We start from the raw sequence: 26,081 nt of genomic DNA, 5'->3' as shown, positions 1-26,081 counted from the left end.
TCCATTCCCATTGTGCATCGGCACTCCTGGTGTGTTCTGTCCCGCGTGTGATGAGCGGGAGGATCGGCTGCCCGTCACCCGAGGAACGGCGGCACGAACACGCACGGAACCGGGATGGGATGGGCCGGGTCGAGCGCGTTCAGCACCATCGCCTGCGAGCGCACCGAGGCGGCGATGGCGAGGTGGTCGGAATAGTCCTGCGCGCAGGTGTCCTGCATGACGATGTTCGTCGCGTTCGGCGCTTCGACGTACCCGGCGGTCCACGGGACCACCAGTTCGTCGTACCTCGTCATGATGTTCGTGTATTGGACCCCGGGCGCGTAGGTGCCGCCCGCGTTCATCTTCTCGATGAAGGGCGACCCGGCCGACATCTGCGAGCACGCGCCGCAGTACTCGTTCATCAGGTCCGCGTACTGGCGGGCCGCCGGATTCGTCTTCGCGGCCGCGTCCAGCTTGGCCGTGAACTCGCTCGCGCCGCCGGCGGTCGTGCCCTTCCACAGCGGCGCCAGCGAGATGTACTTGTCCACCTTCGGCGCGCCGCCGAGGAACTTCACGTAGTAGTTCGGCATCAGCGTGCCCTGCGAATGCCCGACGAAGTCGACCTTCTGCGCCCCGGACGCCGCCAGCACCCTGTCGACGAACACCGACAATTCCTGCGCGGAATCCTGCATCCGCGTCAGCCCGCCCATCGCACTCAGCGGCCAGGGAGTCCCCGGATTCACCCCGTAGGTCAGCGCATACACGCAATAGCCCGCGTTCTTGGTGCGCGGCGCCATCGCACCCCAGTTGGTCTGCGCGCCCCCGCCTGTGCCATGCACGAGAATCACCGGATTCGGGTGCTCGGCGCTGGGCTTGCAACCCCAATCGTTGACCCCGGGCAACGAGCCGCCCGGATTCAGCAGCTCATACGGAATGCCGGCGAAGAATGTCGGCGGCACCGGCAGCGGATCGGCGGCCGTCGGCGCGGCAGTGCCGAATGCCAGCAACCCGGCCGACACCACGATCGCCGCCTGCGAAAGTACGCGTCGCAGGCGCCTCCGGCCTTCGTGTCCGCCTGAACACCGAAACGTGCCTGCCCACGATATCCGCATCCGCACATCTCCCCATAGAATTCGCCCGACCGCCAGAAACTAACACGTGCGCGGTCCCCGTGATGGTGAATCACGGGGACCGCGCACGTGCGTCGAACGCAAAGGTGCGGTACCAAGCGTGCCGACTCAGCGTCGGTTCAGCGCCGGATGCCGCTGCACGGTTGCGGACCTCCCGCCCGAGATGCCCGCCTCGCGCTGCGCGCGATCGTCCTCAGTGCGCCCTGCCGTAGGCCTCCAGGACCTCGCTGGGGATGCGCCCGCGCGACGAGACCTTGAATCCGTTGTCCCGCGCCCAACGGCGGATCGCCGCCGTCTCCTCGCGGCTGTTGGTGGAACGGGGGGCGGTGGACGCACGCTGACCGCGGCGGCGGCCGCTCACCTTGCGCGAATGGATGATCCAATCCCGCATCAGTTCGCGCAGGTTCTCCGCGTTGTCCTCTGAGAGGTCGATCTCATATCCGACGCCGTCGAGACCGAATTCAACCGTCTCAACGGCCTCCGATTCCCGATCCAGGTCGTCGATGAGCGTGACCGTGACCTTCTTTGCCATCAAACCCTCACTTCGGTTTCGTCCGCGTGAGCCGGCCGTGCTGCGGCCGATCCACGTGTGCCGGAACACGCGAATCGGGATATCCCGAGCCTTGTGCGCCTTCCATTTGCGATCGTAGACCTATTCGCCGACTATCGCATCCACAACGCAAATCGCGGAACGTTTATCGGTGATTCGCCTATAGCGGCCGGCCTCCGTCGGCTATACGGTACTGAACCCGTCTGTCATGGACGGGATGCTGCGACCACGACCGCATGCCGACGATGGCGACCCGATGCACAATTGCGATTCCATCGAAGCCCGACGATGCGGGACACCGCCATCGGGCGGCGCCCCGCATCGGGTGGCAAGTAAACGCGGATCAATCCTGCAGCGGCTTGACCAGCGGGAAGAGAATTGTTTCGCGGATTCCCAGGCCGGTGAGCGCCATCAACAACCGGTCGATGCCCATTCCGGTTCCGGTGGTGGGCGGCATTCCGTGCTCCATGGCCGCGAGGAAGTCCTCATCGAGCACCATCGCCTCGTCGTCCCCGGACGCGGCGAGCCGCGCCTGGAGTTCGAAGCGCTCACGCTGGACCACCGGATCGACCAGCTCCGAATAGCCGGTCGCCAGCTCGAACCCCCGCACGTACAGGTCCCATTTCTCGGTGACCCCGGGCTTGCTGCGGTGCTGGCGGGTCAGCGGGGACGTCTCCACCGGGAAGTCGCGCACGAAGGTGGGCGCATGCAGGTGATCGCCCACAAGGAATTCCCACAGCTCCTCGACGAGCTTTCCGTGCGTCACGGCCTTGGCCGGCACGTCGACACCCAGTCGGTCAGCGTGCACGGTGAGCTCGGCGATCGTGGTGTCCGGGGTGATCTCGCAGCCGAGCGCCTCCGAGAGTGACGGATACATCTCCAGTTCCGTCCACTCGCCGTCGACGTCGTAGACGGTGCCGTCCGCCAGGGTCAGCCGACGGGTTCCGAAGGCGGCGTCCGCCACCTCCTGGACGAGCTCACGCGTCATGCGGGCGGAGTCGTCGTACGTCCCGTACGCGGCGTAGGTCTCGAGCATCGCGAATTCCGGCGAGTGGGTGGAATCCACGCCTTCATTGCGGAAGTTCCTGTTGATCTCGTAGACCCGGTCGATTCCTCCGACCACGCAACGCTTGAGGAACAGTTCCGGCGCGATCCGCAGGTACAGGTCCATGTCCATGGCATTCGAACGGGTGACGAACGGACGCGCCGCCGCACCGCCGTGGATGGTCTGCAACATGGGGGTCTCGACCTCGAGGAACCCCCGCGAGTCCATGGAGTCGCGGAGCGCGCGCATCACGGCGATGCGTTCACGCGCGATCCGCCGCGCATCCGGGCGCACGATCAGATCGACATAGCGCTGACGTACGCGCGATTCCTCGTTCATCTCTTTGTGCGCCACCGGGAGCGGACGCAGCGACTTCGACGCCATCGCCCAGGAATCGGCCATCACCGACAGTTCGCCGCGCCGTGAACTGATCACCTCACCGTGGACGTAGACGATGTCGCCCATGTCCACCAGCGCTTTCCACCGCGCCAACGGCTCTTCGCCGACGGCCGCGAGGCTGATCATCGCCTGCAATTGCGTGCCGTCGCCCTCCTGCAACGTGGCGAAGCACAGCTTGCCGGTGTTCCTGACGAATATGACCCGTCCCGCGACTCCGACTGTCGCGCCGGTCTGCGTGTCCGGCTCCAGATCGGGATACTGCGCGCGGATCTCAGCGAGTGAATGCGTGCAGTCGATCGCCACCGGATACGGTTCGATCCCCTCTGCCAGCATCTGCTCCCGCTTGGCGGCGCGGATCCTGTGCTGCTCCGGCGCCGATTCGTCGGCGCCGTGGGATCGCCCCTTTCCGGGCTTGCCCGCAGGCACCGCATTCCGGCCGGGGTCTTGGGGACTGCGGGAATCAGGCGCATTGTCACTCACAGCCAACCAGCGTAATCGGTGTGCTTCATCACTCCGCCCCCGGCCGCGCGGGCCGTGGCGCAGTGCGCGGAACCCCTCAGTGCGCGGTGATCGCCGCGGCCTCGCGGCGGACATGCGCCGCCGAGTCGCCCGCGGCGACGAGTCCCCGCCGCTCGAGAGCCAGGAAACCGCCGTCGACGTGCGACGCGTTGCGGACGCCGAGCAGGTGCAGCGCCTGCACCGCCATCGATGCCAGCGTGCCGTCGTCACTGATCAGCACCCACCGCACCCGCGGGTCCGAGGCGACCCCCAGACGCGCGGACGACGAAGGGTCCAGGCGCGCTTCGAGAAGGTCCGCGGCGATCGCGAGCGCACCCGGGAGGGCCCCCTCTGCGGCACGCTGAGCGTGAGTGCGGATGTCGACGACGACGGCGCCGCCCGCGATAACGGCCGTGTAGGCGGACGCGGGGATCGATGAGGCCGGTGCTGCGACACCGTTGGACATGAAAGTGGCCATGAAAGTGGTCATGAAAGTACTCCGAAGTGTGAGAAGCGCAGCCGTGGCTACGCGGAGGTGGAGGCGGGAATCAGCCTCGACAACACTCCGGACGGCACACGCAGGCAGCACCGGACCGGGCGAAACCCGGGCGCGCGCTGCGCGTGCTCACGGCCTGAACACGATCATGCCGCGAGTCTGTACCGATACTCACGTCGGCGATTATGCCACATCCGGCCGCGGACGCACAGACCGTCACCGGACCTGGCGGCGGCCGGCCCGCGAACCCGCGCGGTTGCGCTCGAAGACCAGGTGCAGGCCGATGGCGGTGAGGTCCGGCTCGTGATCGGTGATTGACTGGCATTCCCCCAGGACCACCTCGGCGAGGCCGCCGGTGGCCACCACGGCCACGTCGTCGGCCGCGAACTCAGGCAGCTCCTTGCGCACCCTCTCCACCATGCCGTCCACCTGGCAGGCGAATCCGAAGACGATGCCGGACTGCAGGGCTTCCACGGTGCTCTTGCCCACCACGGAACGCGGCCGGGCCAGCTCCACCTTGCGCAGCGCGGCCCCGCGGGCGGCCAGCGCGTCCACCGAGATGTCGATCCCCGGGGCGATCGCCCCGCCGAGGAACTCGCCGGCACCGCTGACCACGTCGACGCGGGTGGAGGTGCCGAAATCGACGACGATGACAGGGCATCCGAACAGGTGGTGCGCGGCGAGCGCGTTCATCACGCGGTCCGCGCCGACCTCCTTCGGGTTGTCCACCAGCAGAGGGACGCCGGTACGCACTCCCGGCGCAACCACGACGTGCGGGATGTGCGGCCAGTAGCGCTCCAGCATCAGCCGCAGTTCACGCAATACGGACGGCACCGTGGCCAGCGCCCCGACGCCCGTGATCGCATCGGCGCGCTCGCCCAGCAGCCCGCGGACGATCAGCGCGATCTCGTCGGCCGTCTGCCGCGCGTCGGTGCGCATGCGCCTGCGCAGGACCGGCTCCCCGCCCGGCGCCTCCGCGTCGAAGACCGCCAGCGAGGTGTTCGTGTTGCCCACATCGACGGCCAGGAGCATCGTCAGGCCGGACTGCCGACGAGGTCCGCGGCCTGCGCGGACGACGCTTCGCGGTGCTGGAGGCTGGTCAGGCCCGAGTCCGCGGGGGCGTGCCCCGGGTTTCCGCCCACGTCGGCGGGCGCGTTGTTCTCGTCGACGAACACGATCGACGGCTGGAATTCACGCGATTCCTTCTCGTCCATCATCGCGTAGGAGATGAGGATGACCAGATCGCCCGGATCGATCAGATGCGCGGCCGCGCCGTTGATGCCGATGACACCGGACCCCGGCTCCCCGGTGATCACGTAGGTCTCGAGGCGGGCCCCGTTGGTGACGTCGACGATGGCCACCTGCTCGCCCTCGTAGAGGTCGGCGGCCTTCATCAGGTCGGCGTCCACCGTCACCGAGCCGACGTAGTGCAGGTCGGCGTGTGTGACGGTGGCGCGGTGGATCTTCGACTTGAGCATCGTGCGGAACATGAGGGTCCTTCCTGGTGGTGCTACCGGGCAGCCGGTTCTCGGGTGATCGTGCGTCGGCGGGATGCGGTCAGGGAACGGCCCCCGCATCCGCCGGCACCCCCGGCGTGTCGGAACCGGTGAATCCCGTTCCGATGGGCACGCCCACGTTGTCGATGAGCCGGGTCGCCCCCAGCCTGGCCGCGACGAGCAGTCGTCCGTCGCCGACCTCGGGCGCGGGTCCGAGGTCGAGTCCGCGCAGTTCGAGGTAGTCGACGTCCAGCTCCGGCACCGTGTCCAGAACGCCGCGCGCGGTCGTCAACACGGCATCGGCGCCGCCCGCCGCAGCATGGGCCCCCGCCACCAGCGCTGCGGAGAGCGTGGTGGCGAGCGCGCGCTGCCCGGGGGTCAGATAGCCGTTGCGCGACGAGAGCGCCAGGCCGTCGGATTCGCGCACAGTGGGCACGCCGACGACCTTCACGTCGAGATCGAGGTCGGTCACCATCTGCCGGATGAGCGCGAGCTGCTGGTAGTCCTTCTCGCCGAAGAACGCCGCGTGCGGGGCGACGATCTGGAAGAGCTTGCAGACCACGGTCAGCATGCCCGCGAAATGCGTGGGCCGTGCGCCGCCTTCGAGTTCCGCCCCCATCGGGCCGGGGTGGATCATCGTGCGCGGCCCGTTCGGGTACATCGCCGCGGCCGACGGGGCGAACACCAGCTCGGCGCCCTCGCCGCGCAGCAGCTCGACGTCCGTGTCGAGCGTGCGCGGATACGCGTCGAGGTCCTCCCCCTCGCCGAACTGCAGCGGATTGACGAAGACGGACACGACCACCACCGACCCGGGGACGCGCTTGGCCTGCCGCACCAGCTCCAGGTGCCCCTCGTGCAGCGCGCCCATCGTGGGCACCAGCACCACCTGCCGGCCGACGCCGCGCAGGGCGCGTGCCACGGCGGTGATCCGCTGCGGATCGTGGTGGACGGTCAGTCCGCCGGGCGTGTAGTCGCGTGCTTGCAGCGTCACAGGTGGTGCTCCTGCCGTTCTGGGTTGGTTTCGGCGTTGCCCGTTTCCGCCGGGCGAAGCATGTCGATCAGCGCGGGCGCCGTGCCCGAGCGCTGTGCCGTCCGCAGTGCGAGCGCGCGATAGGACCGGGCGATCTCCGCATCGACGGTGTCGAGCTCCCGCAAGTGCGCCGCAACCGCGTCCGTGTCCCCGCGGGCCACCGGGCCGGTCAGCGCGCGGTCGCCGTGACGCAGGGCGTTGTCGAGAGCGGCGGTCAGCAGCGGCGCGAGGATGCGCTCGGGCGCCCCCGGCTCGGAGGTGATCGTGCCGTACCCCGCAGGGTCCGCAGCTCCGGCGTCGCGCGGCCGCAACGCCGCCGCGAGCGCGGCCGCGGCATCCCGAACCAGCGTGACCAGGTGGTTACTGCCGTGCGCGAGGGCGGCGTGGTACAGCGTGCGGGACTGTTCGGGGACGACGACGGGCTCGCCGCCGATCTCCAGAACGAGGGACTGGGCGATGGCCATGGCGATCTCGTCCGGCGCGGTGATGCCGAAGCATGCCGAGCCCAGCCGGTCCACGTCGGCCGGATCGCCGGTGAACGTCATGGCGGGATGGACCGCCAGGCAGATCGCGCCGCGCGCGGCGAGCGGGCCGAGGATCGCGACGCCGTTCGCCCCCGAGGTGTGCAGAACGATCCGGCCGGACCAATCGGTCACCGCCTGAGCGAGACCCGCGGCCAGGGAACCCAGTTCCGTGTCCGGCACGGCGAGGACCACCAGTTCGGATGAGGCGGCCACCTCGTCGGCGGGGAGGATGCGGGACTCCGGCAGGCGCGTGCGCGCCCGCTCCCGCGAAGCGTCGGACACCGCGGCGCATGCGCCGACGACGTGCCCGGCACGCTCCAGCGCCGCGCCGAGGGCGGTGCCGACCCGGCCAGCGGCGATGACGCCGACGGAAAGCCGGGCGGGACGGGGCCACTCCGCGGCAGTACGGGGCCCGTCGCCGGGCAGCAGGGGATCTTGACCGAGTGCGGCCACTCGTGGGTCCTTCCGGAGTCGTTCCAGTCCTGCCGTGCAGGTACCGGACGTTCCTGGCGAGAATATCGCGTCGAGCGCGGCGTCGACAGCCCTCGGTGAGCTATCTCACGAGCGGGCGTCCGTCAGTCGCGTGCCCGGCGGCGACGGCGGCCGAGGTTGTCGGGGACGCTGCCCGTCTCCCTCATCCGCGCCAGCAGCTCGGCCACGGTATTTCCGCCCGGCCGCGTGCCGTGCTCCGACCTGTCGTCCTCGTCCTGTTCGTCCTCATCGGAGTCGACGTCATCAGCGTCGACATCGTCTGAGTCGTCGTGCTCCGGGCGGTCCTCCTGGGGCTCGCCTCCCTCAGGGGCGACCGCATCAACGTCGACATCGTCCGCGGACTCCGCGCCGGGCGGGGCGCGATGCGCCGAATCGGTCTCCGCCTCGTCGTAATCCGGCTCGTCGTAATCCGCCTCGTCGTATTCCGCCTCGTCGTATTCCGGCTCGTCGACTTCCGCCTCCGCGACGTCGTCCCGGTCGTACCCGGCGTACTCGTCGTCCGGGATCACCTGCGTCTCCGCGGTGACCGGCGCCTCGTCGCCCCCGACGGGGAGATCCTGTGCGGCCTGGCGGTACGCCTCGTAGTCCGGTTCGAAGCTCGCTCCCGCGTCCTCGACGCCGTCGACGGCCACGACCTCGTCGATCTCGGGGAGGTCCGCGGCCTGCGCCGCCACCATCCGGCCGGGGCCGCCGGACAGCTCGTGCAGCCGGTGCGACTCGGCGCGCACGGCCAGGCGCTCATCCGGCAGTTCGCCGTCGAACAGGGCCTCCAGGCTTGCCCGCAGCGCCGCCATCTCCGCTCTCAGGGACTCGAGTTCCTCGGATGCCTCGCCCTTGACGCGCTCCTCCACCTGGCGGCGCACCTGCGATTCGACCACCAGCTCGTACTCCCGGCGCGCGGCGATCTCCCGCTCGAGCTGCAGTTCGTAGACCAGCTTGAGATCGCGCGCACGGGCCGCATCGTTCTCGGAGTCCTTGCGGAACTTCGTCATCGCGATTGCGCCCACCACGGCCGCCCACAATGCGGCGACCACGCCGAATCGCAGCAACGGCACGCTGTCCGTGAAGATCATGATGATGCTGGCGACGATGGCCAACAGGATCAGCGCGCCCAACACCATTTCCCAGACGGACTGTCTGCGCGCACGCGGACGCCGCTCCCCCTTGCGGCGATCGGGGCGCGGAGAGCTTTCTCGGCCGGGAACGGTCATGCCGACAACATACCGTCAGCAGCCTCGGGCTTCAGGGAAGCCCGGCGGCAAGTCACTCATCGTGGCGGTCGCCACCGTCGGCACGGGACTCCGGCGGCACGGTGCACGTGTGCTCGAGCCACAATGCGGCAGCCACCAGCAACAGTCCGGCGGCGAGCCCGAAGATGGTGCCGGACAGATCACTTCGGGCCGCAGCGAGCCTGTCCTGCTGGGGCACCAGGTAGATCAGGAATCCGGCCCACCCGCCGGCGAACACCGCGCCCACGATCGCGGAGGCCTTCGCCAGCACCACCGCGCGCGCGATCGTCAACGGGCTCAGGTCGTGCAACCCGGCGCCCACCTCGCCCTCCGCCACGCGGCGGCGGATGAACAGGCCCGCCAGCGCCTCGGCCACGGCGAGCACCACCAGCGGCAGCCCCACGAGGGTCGGCACCGACGGCAGCCGCCCGTACACCGCCCACGCCACCGCCCATCCGACCGCGAGGAACACGAGCGCCACCAGCGCAAGGTCAACGATCCGAGTCGCCTTCAGGTCAGCCACCGCCCCACGTCGCGCACCGCACGAATCCGCATCCCGGCATGGCCTCCGGTCACCTCGCCGGCAGCGTCAGCGAATGCGTGGTGCTGCCCACCCCGCCGATCTCCGCAGGGCCGAGCGCGGCCACGAGTTCCCGCACCGCGGTCCCGCCCAGAGTCGCGTCCGGCTCGATCTGCAACCACGGCACCAGCACGAACGCCCTGCTTCGGGCGCGCGGATGCGGCAGTTCGAGGTCGTGGTGCCGCGAGCGGACCTCGGCGGGGTCGTAGCACGCGATGACGTCGACATCGAGGCTGCGCGGCCCCCATCGCACGTCGCGCACGCGGTCGGCCCGCCATTCCAGCAGGTGGCACAAACGCAGCCAATCCCACGGGTCGCGGCCCGGGTCGTCGGCGATGAGCGTGACGTTGTAGAAGTCGTCCTGCTCCACGCCGCCCCAGGGTGCCGTCGCGTACACGTGCGATGCGCTGATGATCCGGTCGCCCAGCTCGTCGGCCACCGACTGCAGGTGCGAGAGCCTGTCGCCCATGTTCGACCCCGCAGACAGCACCACGCGGCTCATCGTCGCGCCCCGATTCCCGGACGCCGGGCCGTCACCGCGACGTCACTGAACCGGAGTGGGATCGGCGCCGACGGCTTGTGCACCGTCACCTCCACCGCGTCGATGCGAGGCCACACCGCGATCGCGTCCGCGATCTGCGCGGCCACGGCCTCGATCAGGTCGCGGGGCGGGCCGGCGACGATGTCCGCGGCGCATTGCGCCAGCGCGCCGTAATCGACGGTGTCGGCGAGGTCGTCGGACGCCGCGGCCGGACCCTGGTCGAACCACACCGTCAGGTCGACGACGAAATCCTGGCCGTCGCGCTTCTCGTGCTCGAACACGCCATGGTGGCCGCGGACGGTGAGACCGGTCAATGCAACCCGGTCGCCGGCGGGTGGCCACGGCTGCGGCCCGCTCACTCGGCGCCCTGCCCGCCGGCTCCCGGCCACGCGTCGAGCACGGCCAACGCGTCGCGGGAACCGCGCGCGTCGTGCACCCGCACACCCCAGACGCCCGCCTGCGCCGCGATCAGACTCACCGCGGCAGTCGCGCCGTCGCGGCCCGCCGGAGGCCGCGGATCGCCGGAGCCGTCCGGCAGCAACGCGCCGAGAAACCGCTTGCGCGATGCCCCGACGAGGACGGGGAAGCCCTCCGCGACCAGCAACGGCAACTGAGCGAGCAGCTTCCAGTTGTCCGCACCCGTCTTGGCGAAACCCAGCCCCGGGTCCAGCACGATGTTCTCGGGCGCGACCCCCGCCGCCACGCCGAGGTCCACCTGACGGCGCAGCTCCTCGATCACGGTGGGCACCACGCCGCGGTCGCCGTAATCGGTGATCCCCGACGCGTTGACGTACTGGCCGGACGCCTCGGCCGCCCGCCAGTGCATGAGGATCCAGGGCACGCCCGCCTCCGCCGCCACCCGGGCCATGCCGGCGTCCGCCCGCCCGCCGGAGACGTCGTTGATCACGGATGCGCCCGCCTCGACAGCCGCACCCGCCACCGACGCGCGCATCGTGTCGATGCTCACGCTGATGCCGTGTCCGACCAGGCTTCGGATCACGGGGACGACGCGGGACCGCTCCACCTCCGCGGAGACGCGGTGGGCGCCGGGACGGGTCGACTCGCCGCCGACGTCCACGATGTCCGCACCGGCGGCCGCCAACTGCAGACCGTGCTCGACGGCCAGATCGCGCTCCAGGTAGCGCCCGCCGTCCGAGAACGAATCGGCGGTGACGTTGAGTATGCCCATCACTGCGCAGCGCCCGGGGCGCGGCAGGCCGGCACGCGGCGCGGCGCCGGGCTCCGCCCCGCGGCCCGGCTGCTCCCCGTCGCGCGCGATGCCCGCCGTCCTGTTCCGGTTGCCCACGGCGGTGGTCACTTGCGCAGGATCAGGTCGAGGACCTCGCCGCGCGACACCGCGGACGTCTTGAACAGGCCCCGGACCGCGGAGGTCGTGGTGGTGGCGCCCGGCTTGCGGATGCCGCGCATGGACATGCACAGGTGCTCCGCTTCGATGACGACGATCGCTGCGCGCGGCTGCAGCTTGCGTACAAGCGCGTCCGCGATGTCGCTGGTGAGCCGCTCCTGGACCTGCGGGCGCTTGGCATAAAGGTCCACCACGCGCGCCAGCTTGGACAACCCCGTGACCTTGCCGGAGGTTCCCGGGATGTATCCCACGTGCGCCACACCGTGGAACGGCACCAAATGGTGCTCGCAGGTGGAGTACACCGGTATGTCCCGGACCAGGATCATCTCCTGATGTCCCTCGTCGAACACGGTGTTTAGTACCGAGTCCGGTTCGCTGAACAACCCGTCGAACACCTCGCGGTACGCCCGGGCCACTCTGGCGGGGGTCTCGCGCAGCCCCTCGCGGTCGGGGTCCTCCCCCACCGCGATCAGCAGCTCCCGCACGGCCGCCTCCGCTCGAGCGGCGTCGAACGGCCCGACGGCGCCGTACTTCACCGCAGCGCCGTCCTGGGCAGGGCTGTCCTGGGCCAGGTCGCGCGCATCGCCGGCAAGCCCGTTGCCGCCCGAAACACTGTCAGTCCGCACTCGATCGTTCCTCCGGTAGTCGCGGAAGGCGCCGGCCCGCCGGAAACCCGGTGGCCCTACTGCGCGCCGTCGGACGGGTTGCCGTGGCGCCCGCCGCGGTCGTCATTCTCACCGTGGCCGCCGCCGTGCCGATCGCCGTCGGCACCCTCCTGGTCAGAGTAACGATCCTCGCCCGGATGCCTGCCGACCCCCGGCCCATCAGGCCGTGCGGCCGGTCCGTCGTGCTCGGCGGGGTCGTGGAAGCCGCCGTGCCGGCGGCCCCGCGGCGGCCAGCCGGGAGCATGCCAACCGGCCGGGGCGCCGTAGTCGCTGCCGTTGGCCGGTTGCCCCTGCGGCTGCGGATAGTGTCCGGGCACGGGCTGCTGCGGCGCGGCCTGGCGCCGGCCCGCGGGCTGCTGCTCAGGTTGCCGCTGCTGCTCCGGGGCACCGGCGGACGCAGTGGAGCCGTTGCCGGCCACCTCCCGGTCCCGCTTGAACGCGGGCACCGGCGCGGGCGGGGGCCACGGTTCGCCCCGCTCGATGGCCAGCTCGCCCGGCGTCTTGATCGGGGGCTTCTCCGACGGAACGCGCTGGCCGAACTCGTTGAACGCGGTGATCCGCGGACGCTTCTCTACTGCGTTGAACACGCGCTCGAGCTCCTTGCGGTGCAGCGTCTCGTTCTCGAGCAGCTCACCGGCCACGGCGTCGAGCACGTCCCGGTACTGGTCGAGGATCGACCAGGCCTCGGTGTGCGCGGCCTCGATCAGCCGGCGCACCTCCTCGTCGATCTCATGCGCCACCTCGAGCGAATAGTCCGGTTGCTGGCCCATCGACCTGCCCAGGAACGGGTCGCCCTGCTCCTGCCCGTACTTGACCGCACCCAGCTTGGCGCTCATGCCATACTCGGTGACCATCGCGCGCGCCAGCTTGGTGGCCATCTCGATGTCCGACGACGCACCCGTGGTGGGCTCGTGGAAAACGAGCTCCTCCGCGGCGCGCCCGCCCATCGCCATCACCAGCCGGGCGATCATCTCCGAGCGGGTCATCAATCCCTTGTCGTCCTCGGGGACGGTGAGCGCATGACCGCCGGTGCGCCCGCGGGCCAGGATGGTGACCTTGTAGACCGGCTCGATGTCCGGCATCGCCCACGCGGCGAGCGCGTGCCCGCCCTCGTGGTAGGCGGTGATCTTCTTCTCCTGCTCGCTGATGATGCGGCTCTTGCGCCGCGGCCCTCCGATGACGCGGTCGACGGACTCCTCGAGGGACCCGCCCGTGATCACGGTGCCGTGCTCGCGCGCGGTGAGCAGCGCCGCCTCGTTGATCACGTTCGCCAGGTCCGCGCCGGACATGCCGACCGTGCGCTTGGCCAGCCCGTCCAGGTCCGCGTCCGGGGCGATCGGCATGCCCTGCGAATGGACCTTGAGCACCGCGCGCCGCCCGGCGAGATCCGGGGGGCTGACGGGGATCTGCCGGTCGAATCGGCCGGGACGCAACAGGGCGGGATCGAGGATGTCCGGCCGGTTGGTCGCGGCGATCAGGATGATGTTGCTCGTCGTGCCGAAACCGTCCATCTCGACGAGCAGCTGGTTCAGAGTCTGCTCGCGCTCGTCGTGGCCGCCGCCGAGCCCCGCGCCGCGCTGCCGGCCGACGGCGTCGATCTCGTCGACGAAGATGATGCACGGGTTGTTCTGCTTGGCCTGCTCGAACAGGTCACGCACACGCGACGCGCCGACGCCGACGAACATCTCGACGAAGTCCGAGCCGGAGATCGAGAAGAACGGCACGCCCGCCTCGCCGGCGACCGCGCGGGCCAGCAGAGTCTTACCGGTGCCCGGCGGACCGTAGAGCAGCACGCCCTTGGGGATCTTCGCGCCCAGCGCCTGATACCGCGCGGGATTCTGCAGGAAATCCTTGATCTCGTAGAGTTCCTCGACCGCCTCGTCGGCCCCCGCCACGTCGTCGAAGGTGGTCTTGGGCATGTCCTTGGTCAACTGCTTGGCCTTGGACTTGCCGAAGCCCATCATCCCGCCGCGGCCACCGCCCTGCATCCGGTTCATCAGGAACAGGAACAGGCCCAGGATCAGCAGCATGGGCAGCATGAACACCAGCAGGGAGGTGAACCAGCTCTCCTGCGAGACCGTGGTGTCGTACTTGGTGGCCCCGGAGTTCTGCACCTGGTCGAACAGCGCCTCCGCGGCGCCGGCCGGGTACTCGGCGACGATCTTCGTCTTGCCGTCGGTTCCGTCCGCCGGATTCTTCAGCGTCAGCTGCAGCTGCTGCTCTTTGTCGAGCATGTCCGCCGACTCGACGTTGCCGCTCTCCAACTGCGCGACAGCGACCGACGTGTCGACCTGCTTGTACTCGCCGGACCCCCCGGTGAATTGGATCACCGCCCAGATCACCAGCACGATCCCAGCAACGATAGCCAGGTTCCGGAACACCGTCTTACGGTTCATACAGCGTCGGCCGCGGTGGCCAAATCCTTCCGGTCACGATTCATCTCGATGGCATACCCGGTCGTGCGGCCGCGGCGCGCACCCGTTCACCTGAACTCCGGTACGGGAATCGTCCAGGTCGCCGGATCCTCCAGGGTACCCGGACGCATACCGGCCGCCCACAGCCCTCCGGCCGCCGGTGACGTCCCATTGCAATGACAACGTACGCGCGGTGCCGCCGGTTCCCGGCGTGCGGAATCAGTGGCGCACGCCTCCGGTGTAGTCGGGGGCGGTGCGCTGCCACGGCCGCAGCGACTCGATCTCGGCCGCGAGCGCCAGAATCGTCGCCTCGCTCCCGGGCGGGCCGGCGAGCTGCACGCCGATGGGCATCCCGTCCCCCGGGTGCTGCCCCGCCGGCACACTCGCGGCCGGCCACCCGAGCACGTTCCAGATCCCCGGGTACGAGGCGTACCGGATGCTCGACACCGCGTTGGGCAGCCACCGCCTGTCCGACCAGCGGGCCGCGGGCGGAGCCGTGCGGAGGAGGGTCGGCGTGGCCACGATGTCGATATCGGCGAACAGCGCGCGCATGTCCCGCTCGATGCGCTGCTCATACGAATCCTTGACAAGGCCCCACCGGTCCACCAGGTCGCCGATCGCCGTGTGCGTGCGGGTCCGCGGCGCCAGCACGCTCCGGTCCAGCGCGCGAGCCTGCCCGGCGGGCCCGCGCGTCCAGCGCGCGAGCAGCCCCAGCGGATTGCGCGGGTACGGCACCCGTGCGCGCGTCACCTGGTGCCCGGCGCGCAGCAGCGTGTCCGCCACCTGCTCGAGGGCGGCGGCCAGGGACGGGTCCAGGCGCGTCACCGGGCTCGGCGTCCCCGCCGAGACGCCGATCCGCAGTCCCGCCGCGGGCTCCGGACGTGCCAGCGCCGGATCCGCTGCGAGCACCGACAGCACGAGTGCCGCATCCGCGACCGTCGTCGCCATCGGCCCCGACTCCGACATGCCGTACCAGGAGTCCGCGCCGTCGCCCCCGGGAAGCAGATGCCGCCCCGGTTTGATGCCGAACAGTCCGCAATCGGCCGACGGGATCCGGATCGAGCCCAGGCCGTCGGTGCCGTGCGCCACCGGCACCATGCCCGCGCTCACCGCCGCCCCCGAACCGCCGGACGAGCCCCCCGGCGTGCGCGAACGGTCCCAAGGGTTGCGGGTGATCCCGAACGACGAATCCGTGGTGGGGAAGATGCACAACTCCGGCACCGCGGTCACACCCACGATCACCGCGCCCGCGGCGCGCAGGCGGGCGACGAGCTCGTGGTCCGCGGCCGCCGGCGCCGCGGACGTGGCCGCCGAACCGAAACGCACCGACTCGCCCGCCACCTCCAGCACGTCCTTGACCGCGACGGGGACTCCGGCGAGCGGTAACCGGGCCAGGTCGGCGCCTTCCGCCAGGTCGCGCGCCTCCCGGAGCGCAGCTTCCGCGCGGACCCGGCGGAAGGCGCCCAGGTCGTGGTCGCGCGCGTCGATGCGGCGCAGCGTCCGCACCACGGCCGCATCCGGCGGGCAGGCGCCCGAGCGCACACGCGCCGCGATCTCCACCGCGGTCTCGCCCGGGTCGCCGGCCGCCGCAGGGTCGTGCATGCCGTCCGGGCCGGAGCTGCCTGGGCCTGTACCGTCACCGCTCATGCCTCGGAGGCTATCGGCTCGGCGGGTGTCGGGCACGTGATCGCGGACGGCCGTCCGTGGACGGATGGGATGCGGGTGCATTGGTGGCCGGCCCGGTGGTGGTTCGCGAGCCGGTCGGCCGAATCTGCGCGAGTGCCGGCCCGCGACCCGGCTCTCAGCCCGCGTACACCTTCGGCTCGAGCAGCCCGACGTACGGAAGGTCCCGGTAGCGCTCCGCGTAATCGAGCCCGTAGCCCACCACGAACTCGTCGGGGATGTCGAAGCCGACGTCGCGCACCTCCAGGTCGGAGCGGACCGCGTCGGGTTTGCGCAACAGCGCGCATACTTCCAGCGAACGGGGGTTGCGGGTGGCGAGGTTGCGCAGGAGCCACGACAGCGTGAGCCCCGAATCGATGATGTCCTCGACGATGACCACGTCGCGCCCCGCGATGTCGCGGTCGAGGTCCTTGAGTATGCGCACGACGCCCGACGACGATGTGGACGAACCGTAGGAGCTCACCGCCATGAACTCCATCTGGGTGGGCACCTGGATGCTTCTCGCGAAGTCGGTGAGGAACATCATCGCGCCCTTGAGCACACCGATCAGCAGAAGATCGCGGTCGGGGTCCCCGCCGCCCGCCTCCGGGTAGCGCGCGGCGACGGCGCCCGCCAGCTCGACGGTCTTGTCGCGAATCTGCTGCTCGGTAATCAGCACCGAGGCGATGTCGCCGCTGTACAACCCGGCTACGTCGGGGGCGCCCGGGGCGCCGCCGCCGATCCCGCTCATCAGGCCGTTGTTCCCGTCACCCTCGGACACGATTCCACTCCACTTCATTTCGGGTCCGCACCTGTCGGCGCACCCGCCTCACGCATCACCGTCAGCCTGTCATGTTGCCGCATCGCCACGACGCGCACTCCGGGGCCACCGCCGCCGACCGCCACGCCGCCCTGGCCGCGCCAGTCCCCGACGAGCGCGTCGATCCGGCGGAGCCGGGCGTCGGTCAGGCCGGTGACCCCTTCCCCGTGCAGCCAGCGCCGGAGCGTGCGGCGGCGGACCGCGGCCGCCTCGGTCTCGAGCACCCGCGCGTCGAGCGTCGTCACGCCGCGCACGTCCGCGCCCCCGTCCGCGGCGGCCCGCGCCAGCAGCGCATCGGCGAGCACGGCGAGCGCGGCGTCGTCCTCACGCAGTTGCGCGGCGGTGCGGGCCAGGGATTCGGCAGCGCCGCCCCCGAGCACGTCCTCCAGCAGCGGCAGCACCTCGCTCCGCAGGCGCACGCGGGTGAAGCGCGGATCGGCGTTGTGCGGGTCCTCGTGCGGCGCGAGCCCGGACTCGATGCAGGCGGTCCGCGTCGCCGACCGGCGCACCCCCAGCAGGGGGCGTCCCCAGGGATCCGACCACGCGTCCATGCCGCGGATCGAGCGGGCGCCGGAACCGCGCCCCAGGCCCAGCAGCACCGTCTCCGCCTGGTCGTCGAGCGTGTGGGCGAACAGCACCGGCCGCTCCCCGCGCGCCGCGCCCAGCGCGTCGTAGCGGGCCGCACGCGCCGCGGCCTCCATCCCCCCGCTGCCGGCGACGTCCACCGCGAGGACCCGCGCCTCCGTGCACCCGAGTGCGCGTGCCTGCCCCGCCGCGCGTTCCGCCACTGCGGCGGAGCCGGACTGCAGCCTGTGGTCGACGATCAGCGCGATCACGCCCCCGCCACGCCTCGTGCACTCCGGCACCGCTGCCGCCGCGAGTGCCAGTGAGTCGGCACCGCCGGAGAGCGCGACACACACCCGGCCGCCGGGCGCGTGCCCGCGCAGCCATCGGCGGACCGCTCGACGGATCTGCAGCAGCGCCGGCTCGTCGGTCAGCCCAGCACGCGCGCGATCCACCGCTGCGGCTCCTCGATCTCGTCCTTGAGCGGCAGCGTCTCCGGTCCCGTCCACACGGTGTTGAACTGCTCCATGCCCACGCGCTCCACGACCGCGTCCACGAACGCCTTGCCGCGCACGTACTGGGCCATCTTGGCGTCGACGCCCAGCAGCGACCGCATGACGCGCTGGATCACGCTGGGATTGTGCTCGCGGCGGTGGTCAAACGCCGCACGGATGCGCGCGACCGTCGGCACCACCTCGGGCCCTACCGAGTCCATGACGTGGTCGGCGTGGCCCTCGAGGAGGGTCCCGAGCATGAGCATGCGGTCGATGGCCTGCCGCTGGGGCTCCGACGCCGCGGCGGAGACCAGGCCGATCATGCCCGTGTCCTCGGGCGACTCCTCGCCGCGGCGGCGCTTGCGCAGCTGCTCGGCCACCCGGCCCAGCACATCCGTGAGCGGCTCGTCCGCCTCCGTGCTCAACAGGTCGATCGACTCGCGCATGTAGCCGGTGAGCCACGGTGACGACGAGAACTGGACGCGATGCGTCACTTCGTGCAGGCAGACCCACATGCGGAAGTCGGCGGGCCGCACCTTGAGCGCACGCTCCACGGCGACGACGTTCGGCGCCACGAGCAGCAGCGTGCCGTCGTCGGTGAACGGGTCGTACTGGCCGAGGATGGCGGTGGAGAGGAATGCGAACACCGCGCCCGCCTGCACGCCGCCCGCCTTGCCCGCCAGACCGAGACCGGAACCGGCGGAACCGGGGTCGTCTGGTCCGGCGTCGCCGGTGGCCGGTCCCGTGAGCACACCCATCGACGCCGTCGCGGCCCGCGCCCACCCGGCCCTGTCGACGACGCGGGCGGGCGGCACCGGAAGCCCGTCGGCCAGGCCGGTCACCCGCCGCACATGAGGTTCCGCGGCGGCAGAGGCGCGGGAGAGCTCCGCGTACACCTGGTCGCGGGTGTAGCCGGTCATCGTGGGGCCCGGCGGTGCCAGACGCGCGGCGATGCGTGCGGCCAGCGCCCAGTCGACGTCGTCACCGGGGAAGCCCTGGCGGATGTCCCCTGCATCGACGCGGCCGACAGCGTCCGCATCGTCGTGGTCGGAGACGTCGTGGTCGGAGACGTCGTGGCCTTCCGGATTCAGCCCTGGCATCCGCACCCCCTCAGCTGTGCCGTGATCGCGTCGAGCGCGGGACGCGCGTCCGCGGGCGCGGTGCCGCCGGACATCAGCGCGAACGCCAGCACGCGGCCGTCTACGTCGGTGACCACGCCTGCGAGCGTGCTCACACCCGACAGTGTGCCCGTCTTCGCCCGCACCCAGCCCGCGCCGGCCTGCGCGTTGGTCTCATAGCGGTCGGCCAGCGTGCCGGTCCCGGCGGCGACGGGCAACGAGTCCAGGAGGGGCCGCAGCGCGGGGTGCGCGGGCCCGGCGGCGGCCGAGAGCAGTTGGTCGAGCAGCCGGGCGGGGATCTTGTTGTCCACCGACATGCCGGACGAGTCGTGCAGCTCCACGCCGGTCAGATCGAATCCGGCCCCGCGCAGCACCGACTCGACCGCGGCGGCGGTGCCGTCGAAGTCCGCGGGGCGTCCGGTGGCCAACGCCACCTGGCGCCCCACAGCGTCGGCCAGCACGTTGTCGGAGTGGACCAGCAGCTGGCGGATCAGCTCGACCATCGGCGCCGACTGTACGCTCGCGAGCGTCTGCGTCTGCGTCTGCGGCGGAGCGGCGGCCAGGTGCACGTCTTCCGTGCCCAGGCCCAGCGCGACGGCCAGCGCCCGGCCGGCGTCCAGCGCCGGGGTGTCCGAGCGCGGCGAGTCGGGTTCGCGGATGTCCAGCCGCCCGCCGTCCAGCGCGATCGGCCGCATCGGGATGATGTTGCCGCCCGCGATGTCGGAGTCGAACCAGCCCTGGGCCAGCGTGGGCCCCGGGTACAGGTCCACGTCCACGTCCACTCCGGTGACGTCCACCCCGGTCGCGCGGATCTGCGCGGCGAGCTCGTCGATGTGCGCGGCCCCGCGGTAGTAACCGCTCGATCCCGCGGGCTGGGCCGTGAGCGTCGGATCCCCGCCGCCGACCAGCACGATCCGTCCGTCCGCCCCCTGCACGACGCTGGTCGTGATCCGCTGATCCCGCGGCACCGCGATCAGGGCCGCGGCCGAAGTGAGCAGCTTCGTCACCGACGCCGGCGTCCGCGGGCGTTCCGCGTCCTTCGACCACAGCACCTGGCCGGTCGCCGCATCGCTGATCTGACCGGTGAGATCACCGAGCGCGGGGTCCGCCAACGCCCCGGCCAGCGCAGCGTCCAGGCCCGGCGGCGTGGGCGTCGGCGCGTCCGGCGGGACCGGCACGATCTGCGGCGACGGGGTGATCAGTGCGGGGGCCGGTGGTGCCGCCGCCGCGGACCCGCCTTCGGACACCCGCCAGACCACGACGCCGACCCCCGCCAGCACCACCACCGCGGCCACGGCGGCAACCGCCTGCAGTCGTCGGCGCCTCCTGTGCAGATTGCCGGCCGCCCCCTTGCCGCGGCCGCCGAAAACACGCTTGAGCATCGTGCTGATCGTCGTTCTCCTCGGGTGCGGCGGGTGGTTCAGCGTCGACGGCGGCACCTGCGCGGCCACAGCGGCGGCGTGCCGAAGACCCGCGGCGGCGCACTGACACCGCCGGACGCCCCCAGGTCGACGTCTACAGTAACCGCCGGGACGCTATCCTTGCCGGGTTGCCTCCGCCGCGAGCCAGGTTGATGTCGTGCCCGGCGGTCAGGGCCCACCGTCACGCCGACGCCGCACACCGATCGCCGGTGCACGGGCCGCGGTGGTCGGCGGCGAACCGTATTCGTGAACGGCATCATCAACTCAGAGCGAGGACGCGTGGAGTTCGACGTCACCATCGAGATCCCCAAGGGGCAGCGCAACAAGTACGAGGTGGACCACGAGTCCGGCCGCATCCGTCTGGATCGCTACCTGTACACGTCCATGGTCTATCCGGCCGACTACGGCTTCATCGAGGACACCCTGGGTGAGGACGGCGACCCGCTGGACGCGTTCGTGCTGCTGCCGCAGTCGGTGTTCCCCGGCGTGATCGTCGAGGCCAGGCCCGTCGCCATGTTCAACATGGTCGACGAAGCCGGCGGCGACGCCAAGGTGCTGTGCGTGCCCGCGGGCGACCACCGCTGGGACCACATCCAGGATCTGGCCGACATTCCCGATTACGAGCTCGAGGCCATCAAGCACTTCTTCGTCCACTACAAGGACCTGGAGCCCGGCAAGCACGTCGAGACCGCGGACTGGGTCGGCCGCGCCGAGGCCGAGGCCGAGATCGAGCGCTCGTTCAAGCGCCTGCAGGAGAACGGCGGGCACTGAGTCGTCGGTTGGCACTCGGCCGACGGCCCGCACCGGGCCTGCACACCTTCAAGTGCTGACACGCCCGCTCCGTCCGCGCCCTTCCGGGATGCGGACGGAGCGGGCGTTCGCGTCTCTATTGCTCATCGCGGGCCGCCGCGATGCCGCCGGCGGCCCGCAGCGGCACCTCCTTCCAGAACAGCACCAGCACCCAGGCCAGGGCCGCGAAGCCGGTGGTGGCCAGGAACACCTGGCCCATCGCGTCGGAGAAGCCCTCGGTGAGCGGTGCGGCGAGAGTCGGGTCGAGCTGCTGGATGAGCGAGCTGTCCTCGAGCACCTTTCCGGCCACGGCCGAGTCGTGGTTCAGCAGACCCTGGGCGAAGGTCTTGTCCAGCTGGTCGCCGCCGGTCACCGCCTGCTGGACCGCGGCGATGTACTGCGGGTCGTGCGCCGACGCCTCCAGACGTGCGGTGATGTTCGGGGTCATCTGCGCGAACAGGATCGACAGGAAGATCGCCACACCCAGGGTGCCGCCGATCTGGCGGAAGAACGTGGCCGCCGCGGTGGACACACCCATGTCGCGTGCGGGCAGCGCATTCTGGATGGCGAGTGTGAGCGGTTGCATCATGTTGCCCAGACCGAAACCGACGATCGCCATGAACCCCATGACCACGGGAAACGACGTGTCGGCGTGCACGAAGTGCAGCAGGAACATGCCCGCCATCAGCATGGTCGATCCGATGATCGGGTAGATGCGGTAATGGCCCGTCCGGGAGATCAGCTGGCCGGAGATGACCGAGCCCGTCATCATGCCCAGCACCAGGGGCAGCATCTGCAGGCCCGCGACCATCGGTGTCGACCCCTTCGCCACCTGCAGGTATTGGGGAAGAAGCATGATCCCGCCGAACATCGCCATGCCGACGACGAACGAGATCACCACCCCGAGCGCGAAGTTGCTGTTGCGGAAGAACCGCATCGGGATCAGGGCCGCGTCGCCCATCGCGACCTCCACGAAAACGAACGCGACCACTCCCACTGCGCCGACGGCATAACAGACCAACGCGGCCACGCTGCCCCACCCCCACGTGCGCCCCTGTTCCGCGACGATCAGCAGCGGCACCAACCCCAGTGCCAGCACCGCGGCGCCCCACCAGTCGACGCGGGTGTCGCGGCGCACGCGCGGCAGCTTCAGGTTGCGGAACACCACGAGGAGTGCGATCACGCCGACGGGGACGTTCACCAGGAAGACCCACCGCCACCCTGTGATGCCGAGGATGCTCGAGTGATCGGCGAACAGCCCGCCGAGCACCGGCCCCAGCACGCTCGACGTGCCGAACACCGCCAGGAAGTAGGCCTGGTACTTGGCGCGCTCGCGCGGGGCGAGGATGTCGCCCAGGATCGCCAGTGCCAGCGACATGAGTCCGCCTGCGCCGACGCCCTGCAGGGCCCGGAACGCCGCCAGCATGTACATCGACGTCGCGGACGAGCACAATGCCGATCCGACGATGAAGATGATGATGGCGCTCATGAACAGCGGTTTACGGCCGACGATGTCGGAAATCTTGCCGTACAGCGGCGTCGCCAGCGTCGCCGTGATGAGGTAGGCCGTCGTCACCCAGGCCTGCAGCGCGTAGCCGTCCAGGTCGTCGGCGATGGTGCGGATCGCGGTGGACACGATCGTCTGGTCCAGGGCCGCGAGGAACATCCCCAGCATGAGCCCGCTGAGGATGATGAGGATCGCCTTGTGGTCGAGCCCGGCGGGCGACTCGGAGGCGTCGCGCGTGGTGTCGGTCATCCGCGCAGACCGTTCTCCGGCCGTCCCCCGGCTCCAGAATCGCCCGCGACGATCTCATTCATAGCCGTCGAGCAGCTTCCCCAGCAGCCGGGCGAGCTCCGCCCTTTCGCCCTCCGGCCACGATCCCACCACCGCGCCCAGCCGCTGATTACGCCGCAGCCGCATCCGTTCGGCCGCCTGCCGGCCCGACTCGGTGACAGCGATCATGCTTGCGCGCCGGTCGTCGGGGTCCGACCGTCGTTCCAGGTGCCCACGGTCCACCAGCTGAGCCACGTGCCTGCTCACCGTCGATGGATCCGAGAGCAAAGTCTCCGCGAGTTCGCCGGACCGCATCGGCCCGTTCTGCAGGAGCGCGAACACGCACCGGTACGCCGCAAGTTCCATCCCGTCGGCCCCGAAACGGCCCACCTGCGTCATCGTCCGCTCCCGCATCCGGTGCAACCGGGCAAGCTGGTTGCCGAGCTCGTCGGTGAAGGTGGGGGTCGCCGCCGGCGCCTTCGAGCCACCCGTGCCGGATCGATCCTCTGGTGACACGCACCCTCCCCGGACGACGCTCGGGCGCAAGGGCGCACTTTCCAGCCCCGCGCATTGAATGTGCAGAGTACAAGTTTCCGTCCGGCGTCGGCGGGTGCGCAACCCGCGGCCCGAGATCATCAACCGTCCGGCTCCGCGTAAAGGTAGACGTTGTCGCGGTAATCGCCGATTTCGCCGGTGTAGTCGAGCTCGCCGCCGCAGGTCACCACCACAAGCCTGCGCGGCCCCATCCGCCCGGACCAGATGCCTTCGTCCACGCCGTCCGCTTTGGCGCGCATCGTCACCCCGGTGACCTTCCAGGCCTTAGACCTGCCCAAAGCGTCCACGGTGTGGATCTGCTGGCCGGGCCGCATCATCACCAGGTCGTAGAGCGCGCCCGGCCCCTGGCCGGCCATGTTGACGTGTCCAGCGATGACGGTGGTGCCGGTGGCCGCGTCGAGCGGTGCCCCGTCGGTCCAGATTCCCACCTCATGAACGTCCTCGGGCGGTGTGAGCACTCCGGCGGGCACCGTAGCGTCGACGATGTCGGCGGTGATGCCGAGCGGATCGAGCGTGAGCGTGCCGCCCGATTCCGCGTCGGGATCACCCGCCGACGCGACTGCGGGAATCGGCACTCCGGGTCGTGCGGACGGGGCCGCGAATGAGATGGCAGCTGTTCGCGCGTCACTTCCGCCGGTGTAGGACGCGACGATCAGGACCGCGCCCGCGATGAACACGAGTACCGCCGCGACCGCGACCGCGATCCACGCCGCGGCACGCAGGCCGCCGGAGCGTCGGCGATGGGGGGACGGCATGTGGCCTCGCATTCGCGTCGCCGGCCGTCGCGGTACCTCGATTGGGCGACCGCCGGTGCCGGTTCTGTGCTCAGATAGCGGAAATCACCGGTTCACTCGACGAATCGCCGCGACCGAGGCCGCACCACCGACCAGCAGCAACATCATCCCGAATCCGATGCTGAGCCCGGCACCGACGCTAAGGCCGCCCGCGGAGCCCCCGTTGATCGCGTAGGGGTGCGATCCCGGCGATGAAGATGAGAATGCACCGCCACCGGTGCTGATCACCGAATGCCCACCGCGGTCAGGGGTATCGGCAACAGCAGGCACGGTCGTGATGCCCGCGCCGGGCGTGTCACTGCTGTCGGCAGTGCCGCCCGTGCCGCCCGTGCCTGTATGACCGCCGTTGTCAGTGGGAACGCCGTTGTCAGCCGTGCCGCCGTTGCCGGTGGGGCCGCCATTGCCCGACCCCGTCGATCCGCCGTTGCCGGACCCGGTCAGCGCAAGGCTGCCCAGGCCAAGACTGCCGGCCAGCGAACCGCCGGCGATGAGCGGCGAAATCAGCGAACCGGCGCTGCCCAACGAGCCCAGACTGCCCAACGGAATGAGGCTGCCCAACGACTCCAGACTTCCAATAGCCCCCAGGCTGCCCGCCTCACCCGAACTGCCCAACCACTCCAGGCTGCCCCCATCACCGACGCTGCCCAACGAGCCCATGCTCGCCAGTGACCCCACACTTCCGATCGCACCCGCACTACCCAGCGCCGCCAAGCTCCCCGCCGCACCGGCACTGCCCAGCGCCGCCAAGCTCCCCGCCGCACCGGCACTGCCCGCATCCCCCGTACTGCCCAGTGCCGCCAAGCTCCCTCCATCCCCCGTACTGCCCAGTGCCGCCAAGCTCCCCGCGTCACCTGCACTGCCCAGCGCCGCCAAGCTCCCCGCCGCACCGGCACTGCCCGCATCCCCCGTACTGCCCAGTGCCGCCAAGCTCCCCGCGTCACCTGCACTACCCAGCGCCGCCAAGCTCCCCGCATCACCGGTGCTCCCTGCGTCACCGGAACTGCCCAGCGCCGCCAGACTCCCCGCATCCCCCGTACTGCCCAGCGCCGCCAAGCTCCCTCCATCACCCGTACTGCCCAGCGCCGCCGCGCTACCTGCCTCACCGGTGCTTCCCAAAGCGGCCTGGCTGCCCGCATCACCCGTACTTCCACCGAGAAGCGCGCACAGGCTCCCCAGCGAGCCGAGTGTCATGTTGTCGGCTCCGGCGTCGCAGACACAGCCGTCGCCCGGGTCCATGCTGCCGGCCACCGAGACGCCGCCGATGCAGCTCAGCGACGGACCCGCAGCGTTGGCGATCCCTACCGGGCCGACGACCACCGTCATCAGGCCCACCATCGCGGTCATCACAGCGAGTACGAAAAAGCGCATCCTGCGTGACGTACGAGCCCTGGCACACATCATCGCGATCCCACCCATCCCTCGTGCAACGAGTACGGAGTCGGGTCGCGGCCGCGGGCCGCCGCATTCGTCACGGAACCTTCGCGTGCGCTGCGAGACCCCGCAGTACAGGCGAACCGGGCGCCTCGTCGACCATCGGCCGAGGTTCAACAGCGTCCAGAAGGGGTGGTTTCGCAGGACACTCTTTATCCAAGGGAAAGGATAACCGAGGAATCCATGTCATTGATCGGTTTGGGCGGATTCAAGCGCCGAATCCAC

The 26,081-nt window shown here is 70.5% G+C and carries 25 protein-coding genes; 1 reads left to right on the top strand and 24 read right to left on the bottom strand.

Features of this window, described 5'->3' with window-relative positions; translation table 11 throughout:
• Positions 1-74: 74 nt before the first annotated feature.
• From FO059_RS02995 to dacB, 20 genes are all read right to left on the bottom strand, one after another.
• Positions 75-1,004, bottom strand: coding sequence for an esterase/lipase family protein (locus FO059_RS02995; RefSeq protein WP_233267016.1), 930 nt, complete (start codon positions 1,002-1,004; stop codon positions 75-77).
• Positions 1,005-1,302: 298 nt separating this feature from the next.
• A complete protein-coding gene (locus FO059_RS02990) occupies positions 1,303-1,641 on the bottom strand; it encodes a histone-like nucleoid-structuring protein Lsr2 (RefSeq protein WP_143906237.1) in 339 nt (112 codons plus the stop codon).
• Positions 1,642-2,002: 361 nt separating this feature from the next.
• Positions 2,003-3,529: a lysine--tRNA ligase gene (gene lysS, locus FO059_RS02985; RefSeq protein ID WP_268892895.1), complete on the bottom strand. Its 1,527-nt coding sequence runs from the start codon at positions 3,527-3,529 to the stop codon at positions 2,003-2,005.
• 130 nt (positions 3,530-3,659) lie between these two features.
• Positions 3,660-4,091 carry a rhodanese-like domain-containing protein gene (locus FO059_RS02980; RefSeq protein WP_143906235.1) on the bottom strand — a complete coding sequence of 144 codons (432 nt, stop codon included), beginning with the start codon at positions 4,089-4,091 and terminating at the stop codon, positions 3,660-3,662.
• Positions 4,092-4,313: 222 nt separating this feature from the next.
• Positions 4,314-5,129, bottom strand: coding sequence for a type III pantothenate kinase (locus tag FO059_RS02975; protein ID WP_143906233.1), 816 nt, complete (start codon positions 5,127-5,129; stop codon positions 4,314-4,316).
• Between the two features lie 2 nt (positions 5,130-5,131).
• Positions 5,132-5,587 carry an aspartate 1-decarboxylase gene (gene panD / locus FO059_RS02970; protein WP_143906231.1) on the bottom strand — a complete coding sequence of 152 codons (456 nt, stop codon included), beginning with the start codon at positions 5,585-5,587 and terminating at the stop codon, positions 5,132-5,134.
• 67 nt (positions 5,588-5,654) lie between these two features.
• Positions 5,655-6,584: a pantoate--beta-alanine ligase gene (panC, locus tag FO059_RS02965; RefSeq protein WP_143906229.1), complete on the bottom strand. Its 930-nt coding sequence runs from the start codon at positions 6,582-6,584 to the stop codon at positions 5,655-5,657.
• Positions 6,581-7,573, bottom strand: a complete 993-nt coding sequence (locus FO059_RS02960) for a Rossmann-like and DUF2520 domain-containing protein (RefSeq protein ID WP_143910380.1) — start codon at positions 7,571-7,573, stop codon at positions 6,581-6,583. The genes panC and FO059_RS02960 overlap by 4 nt, the downstream gene beginning before the upstream one ends.
• Before the next feature lie 149 nt (positions 7,574-7,722).
• Positions 7,723-8,850, bottom strand: a complete 1,128-nt coding sequence (locus tag FO059_RS02955; protein WP_143906227.1) for a DUF6779 domain-containing protein — start codon at positions 8,848-8,850, stop codon at positions 7,723-7,725.
• Positions 8,851-8,902: 52 nt separating this feature from the next.
• A complete protein-coding gene (locus FO059_RS02950) occupies positions 8,903-9,391 on the bottom strand; it encodes a DUF3180 domain-containing protein (RefSeq protein WP_233266996.1) in 489 nt (162 codons plus the stop codon).
• A 49-nt stretch (positions 9,392-9,440) separates the two neighbouring features.
• Positions 9,441-9,950, bottom strand: a complete 510-nt coding sequence (gene folK / locus FO059_RS02945; protein WP_143906225.1) for a 2-amino-4-hydroxy-6-hydroxymethyldihydropteridine diphosphokinase — start codon at positions 9,948-9,950, stop codon at positions 9,441-9,443.
• Entirely contained in the window at positions 9,947-10,303 is a 357-nt protein-coding gene (gene folB / locus FO059_RS02940; protein WP_233266997.1) for a dihydroneopterin aldolase, read from the bottom strand. Before folB ends, folK begins: the two co-directional genes overlap by 4 nt.
• Before the next feature lie 41 nt (positions 10,304-10,344).
• Positions 10,345-11,178: a dihydropteroate synthase gene (gene folP / locus FO059_RS02935; protein WP_143910378.1), complete on the bottom strand. Its 834-nt coding sequence runs from the start codon at positions 11,176-11,178 to the stop codon at positions 10,345-10,347.
• A 125-nt stretch (positions 11,179-11,303) separates the two neighbouring features.
• On the bottom strand, positions 11,304-11,927 hold the full coding sequence (folE, locus tag FO059_RS02930) for a GTP cyclohydrolase I FolE (protein WP_143910377.1): 624 nt from the start codon (positions 11,925-11,927) through the stop codon (positions 11,304-11,306).
• Between the two features lie 110 nt (positions 11,928-12,037).
• Positions 12,038-14,416, bottom strand: coding sequence for an ATP-dependent zinc metalloprotease FtsH (ftsH, locus tag FO059_RS02925; RefSeq protein ID WP_143906221.1), 2,379 nt, complete (start codon positions 14,414-14,416; stop codon positions 12,038-12,040).
• 237 nt (positions 14,417-14,653) lie between these two features.
• Complete coding sequence (locus FO059_RS02920) at positions 14,654-16,081, bottom strand: amidase (RefSeq protein ID WP_308339551.1); 1,428 nt, start codon at positions 16,079-16,081, stop codon at positions 14,654-14,656.
• Positions 16,082-16,235: 154 nt separating this feature from the next.
• The gene (gene hpt, locus FO059_RS02915; protein WP_143910375.1) at positions 16,236-16,799 is read right to left on the bottom strand and encodes a hypoxanthine phosphoribosyltransferase; all 564 of its coding nucleotides are present in this window, start codon (positions 16,797-16,799) and stop codon (positions 16,236-16,238) included.
• 92 nt (positions 16,800-16,891) lie between these two features.
• Positions 16,892-17,935, bottom strand: coding sequence for a tRNA lysidine(34) synthetase TilS (gene tilS / locus FO059_RS02910; RefSeq protein WP_143906219.1), 1,044 nt, complete (start codon positions 17,933-17,935; stop codon positions 16,892-16,894).
• Complete coding sequence (locus FO059_RS02905) at positions 17,911-19,074, bottom strand: zinc-dependent metalloprotease (RefSeq protein ID WP_143906217.1); 1,164 nt, start codon at positions 19,072-19,074, stop codon at positions 17,911-17,913. Before FO059_RS02905 ends, tilS begins: the two co-directional genes overlap by 25 nt.
• The gene (dacB, locus tag FO059_RS02900; protein ID WP_143906215.1) at positions 19,062-20,474 is read right to left on the bottom strand and encodes a D-alanyl-D-alanine carboxypeptidase/D-alanyl-D-alanine endopeptidase; all 1,413 of its coding nucleotides are present in this window, start codon (positions 20,472-20,474) and stop codon (positions 19,062-19,064) included. Before dacB ends, FO059_RS02905 begins: the two co-directional genes overlap by 13 nt.
• A 318-nt stretch (positions 20,475-20,792) precedes the next feature.
• Between dacB and FO059_RS02895 the strand changes: the two genes are divergently transcribed.
• Positions 20,793-21,284 carry an inorganic diphosphatase gene (locus FO059_RS02895; RefSeq protein WP_143906213.1) on the top strand — a complete coding sequence of 164 codons (492 nt, stop codon included), beginning with the start codon at positions 20,793-20,795 and terminating at the stop codon, positions 21,282-21,284.
• 115 nt (positions 21,285-21,399) lie between these two features.
• On the opposite strand, the gene FO059_RS02890 is transcribed toward FO059_RS02895, so the two are convergent.
• The 4 genes from FO059_RS02890 to FO059_RS02875 form a co-directional block, all read right to left on the bottom strand.
• Positions 21,400-23,058 carry an MDR family MFS transporter gene (locus tag FO059_RS02890; protein ID WP_143906211.1) on the bottom strand — a complete coding sequence of 553 codons (1,659 nt, stop codon included), beginning with the start codon at positions 23,056-23,058 and terminating at the stop codon, positions 21,400-21,402.
• Positions 23,059-23,112: 54 nt separating this feature from the next.
• Positions 23,113-23,592: a MarR family winged helix-turn-helix transcriptional regulator gene (locus tag FO059_RS02885; protein WP_233266998.1), complete on the bottom strand. Its 480-nt coding sequence runs from the start codon at positions 23,590-23,592 to the stop codon at positions 23,113-23,115.
• Positions 23,593-23,711: 119 nt separating this feature from the next.
• Positions 23,712-24,386 (bottom strand): class F sortase, encoded by a 675-nt coding sequence (locus FO059_RS02880; protein WP_143906209.1) that lies wholly within the window; start codon positions 24,384-24,386, stop codon positions 23,712-23,714.
• 84 nt (positions 24,387-24,470) lie between these two features.
• Positions 24,471-24,983, bottom strand: coding sequence for a hypothetical protein (locus FO059_RS02875; protein WP_143906207.1), 513 nt, complete (start codon positions 24,981-24,983; stop codon positions 24,471-24,473).
• Positions 24,984-26,081 lie beyond the last annotated feature (1,098 nt).

Source organism: Tomitella fengzijianii (assembly GCF_007559025.1).
Taxonomy (GTDB): domain Bacteria; phylum Actinomycetota; class Actinomycetes; order Mycobacteriales; family Mycobacteriaceae; genus Tomitella; species Tomitella fengzijianii.
Note: the sequence above shows the minus strand (reverse complement) of the source record. Positions and strands in the feature narration are given on the sequence as shown.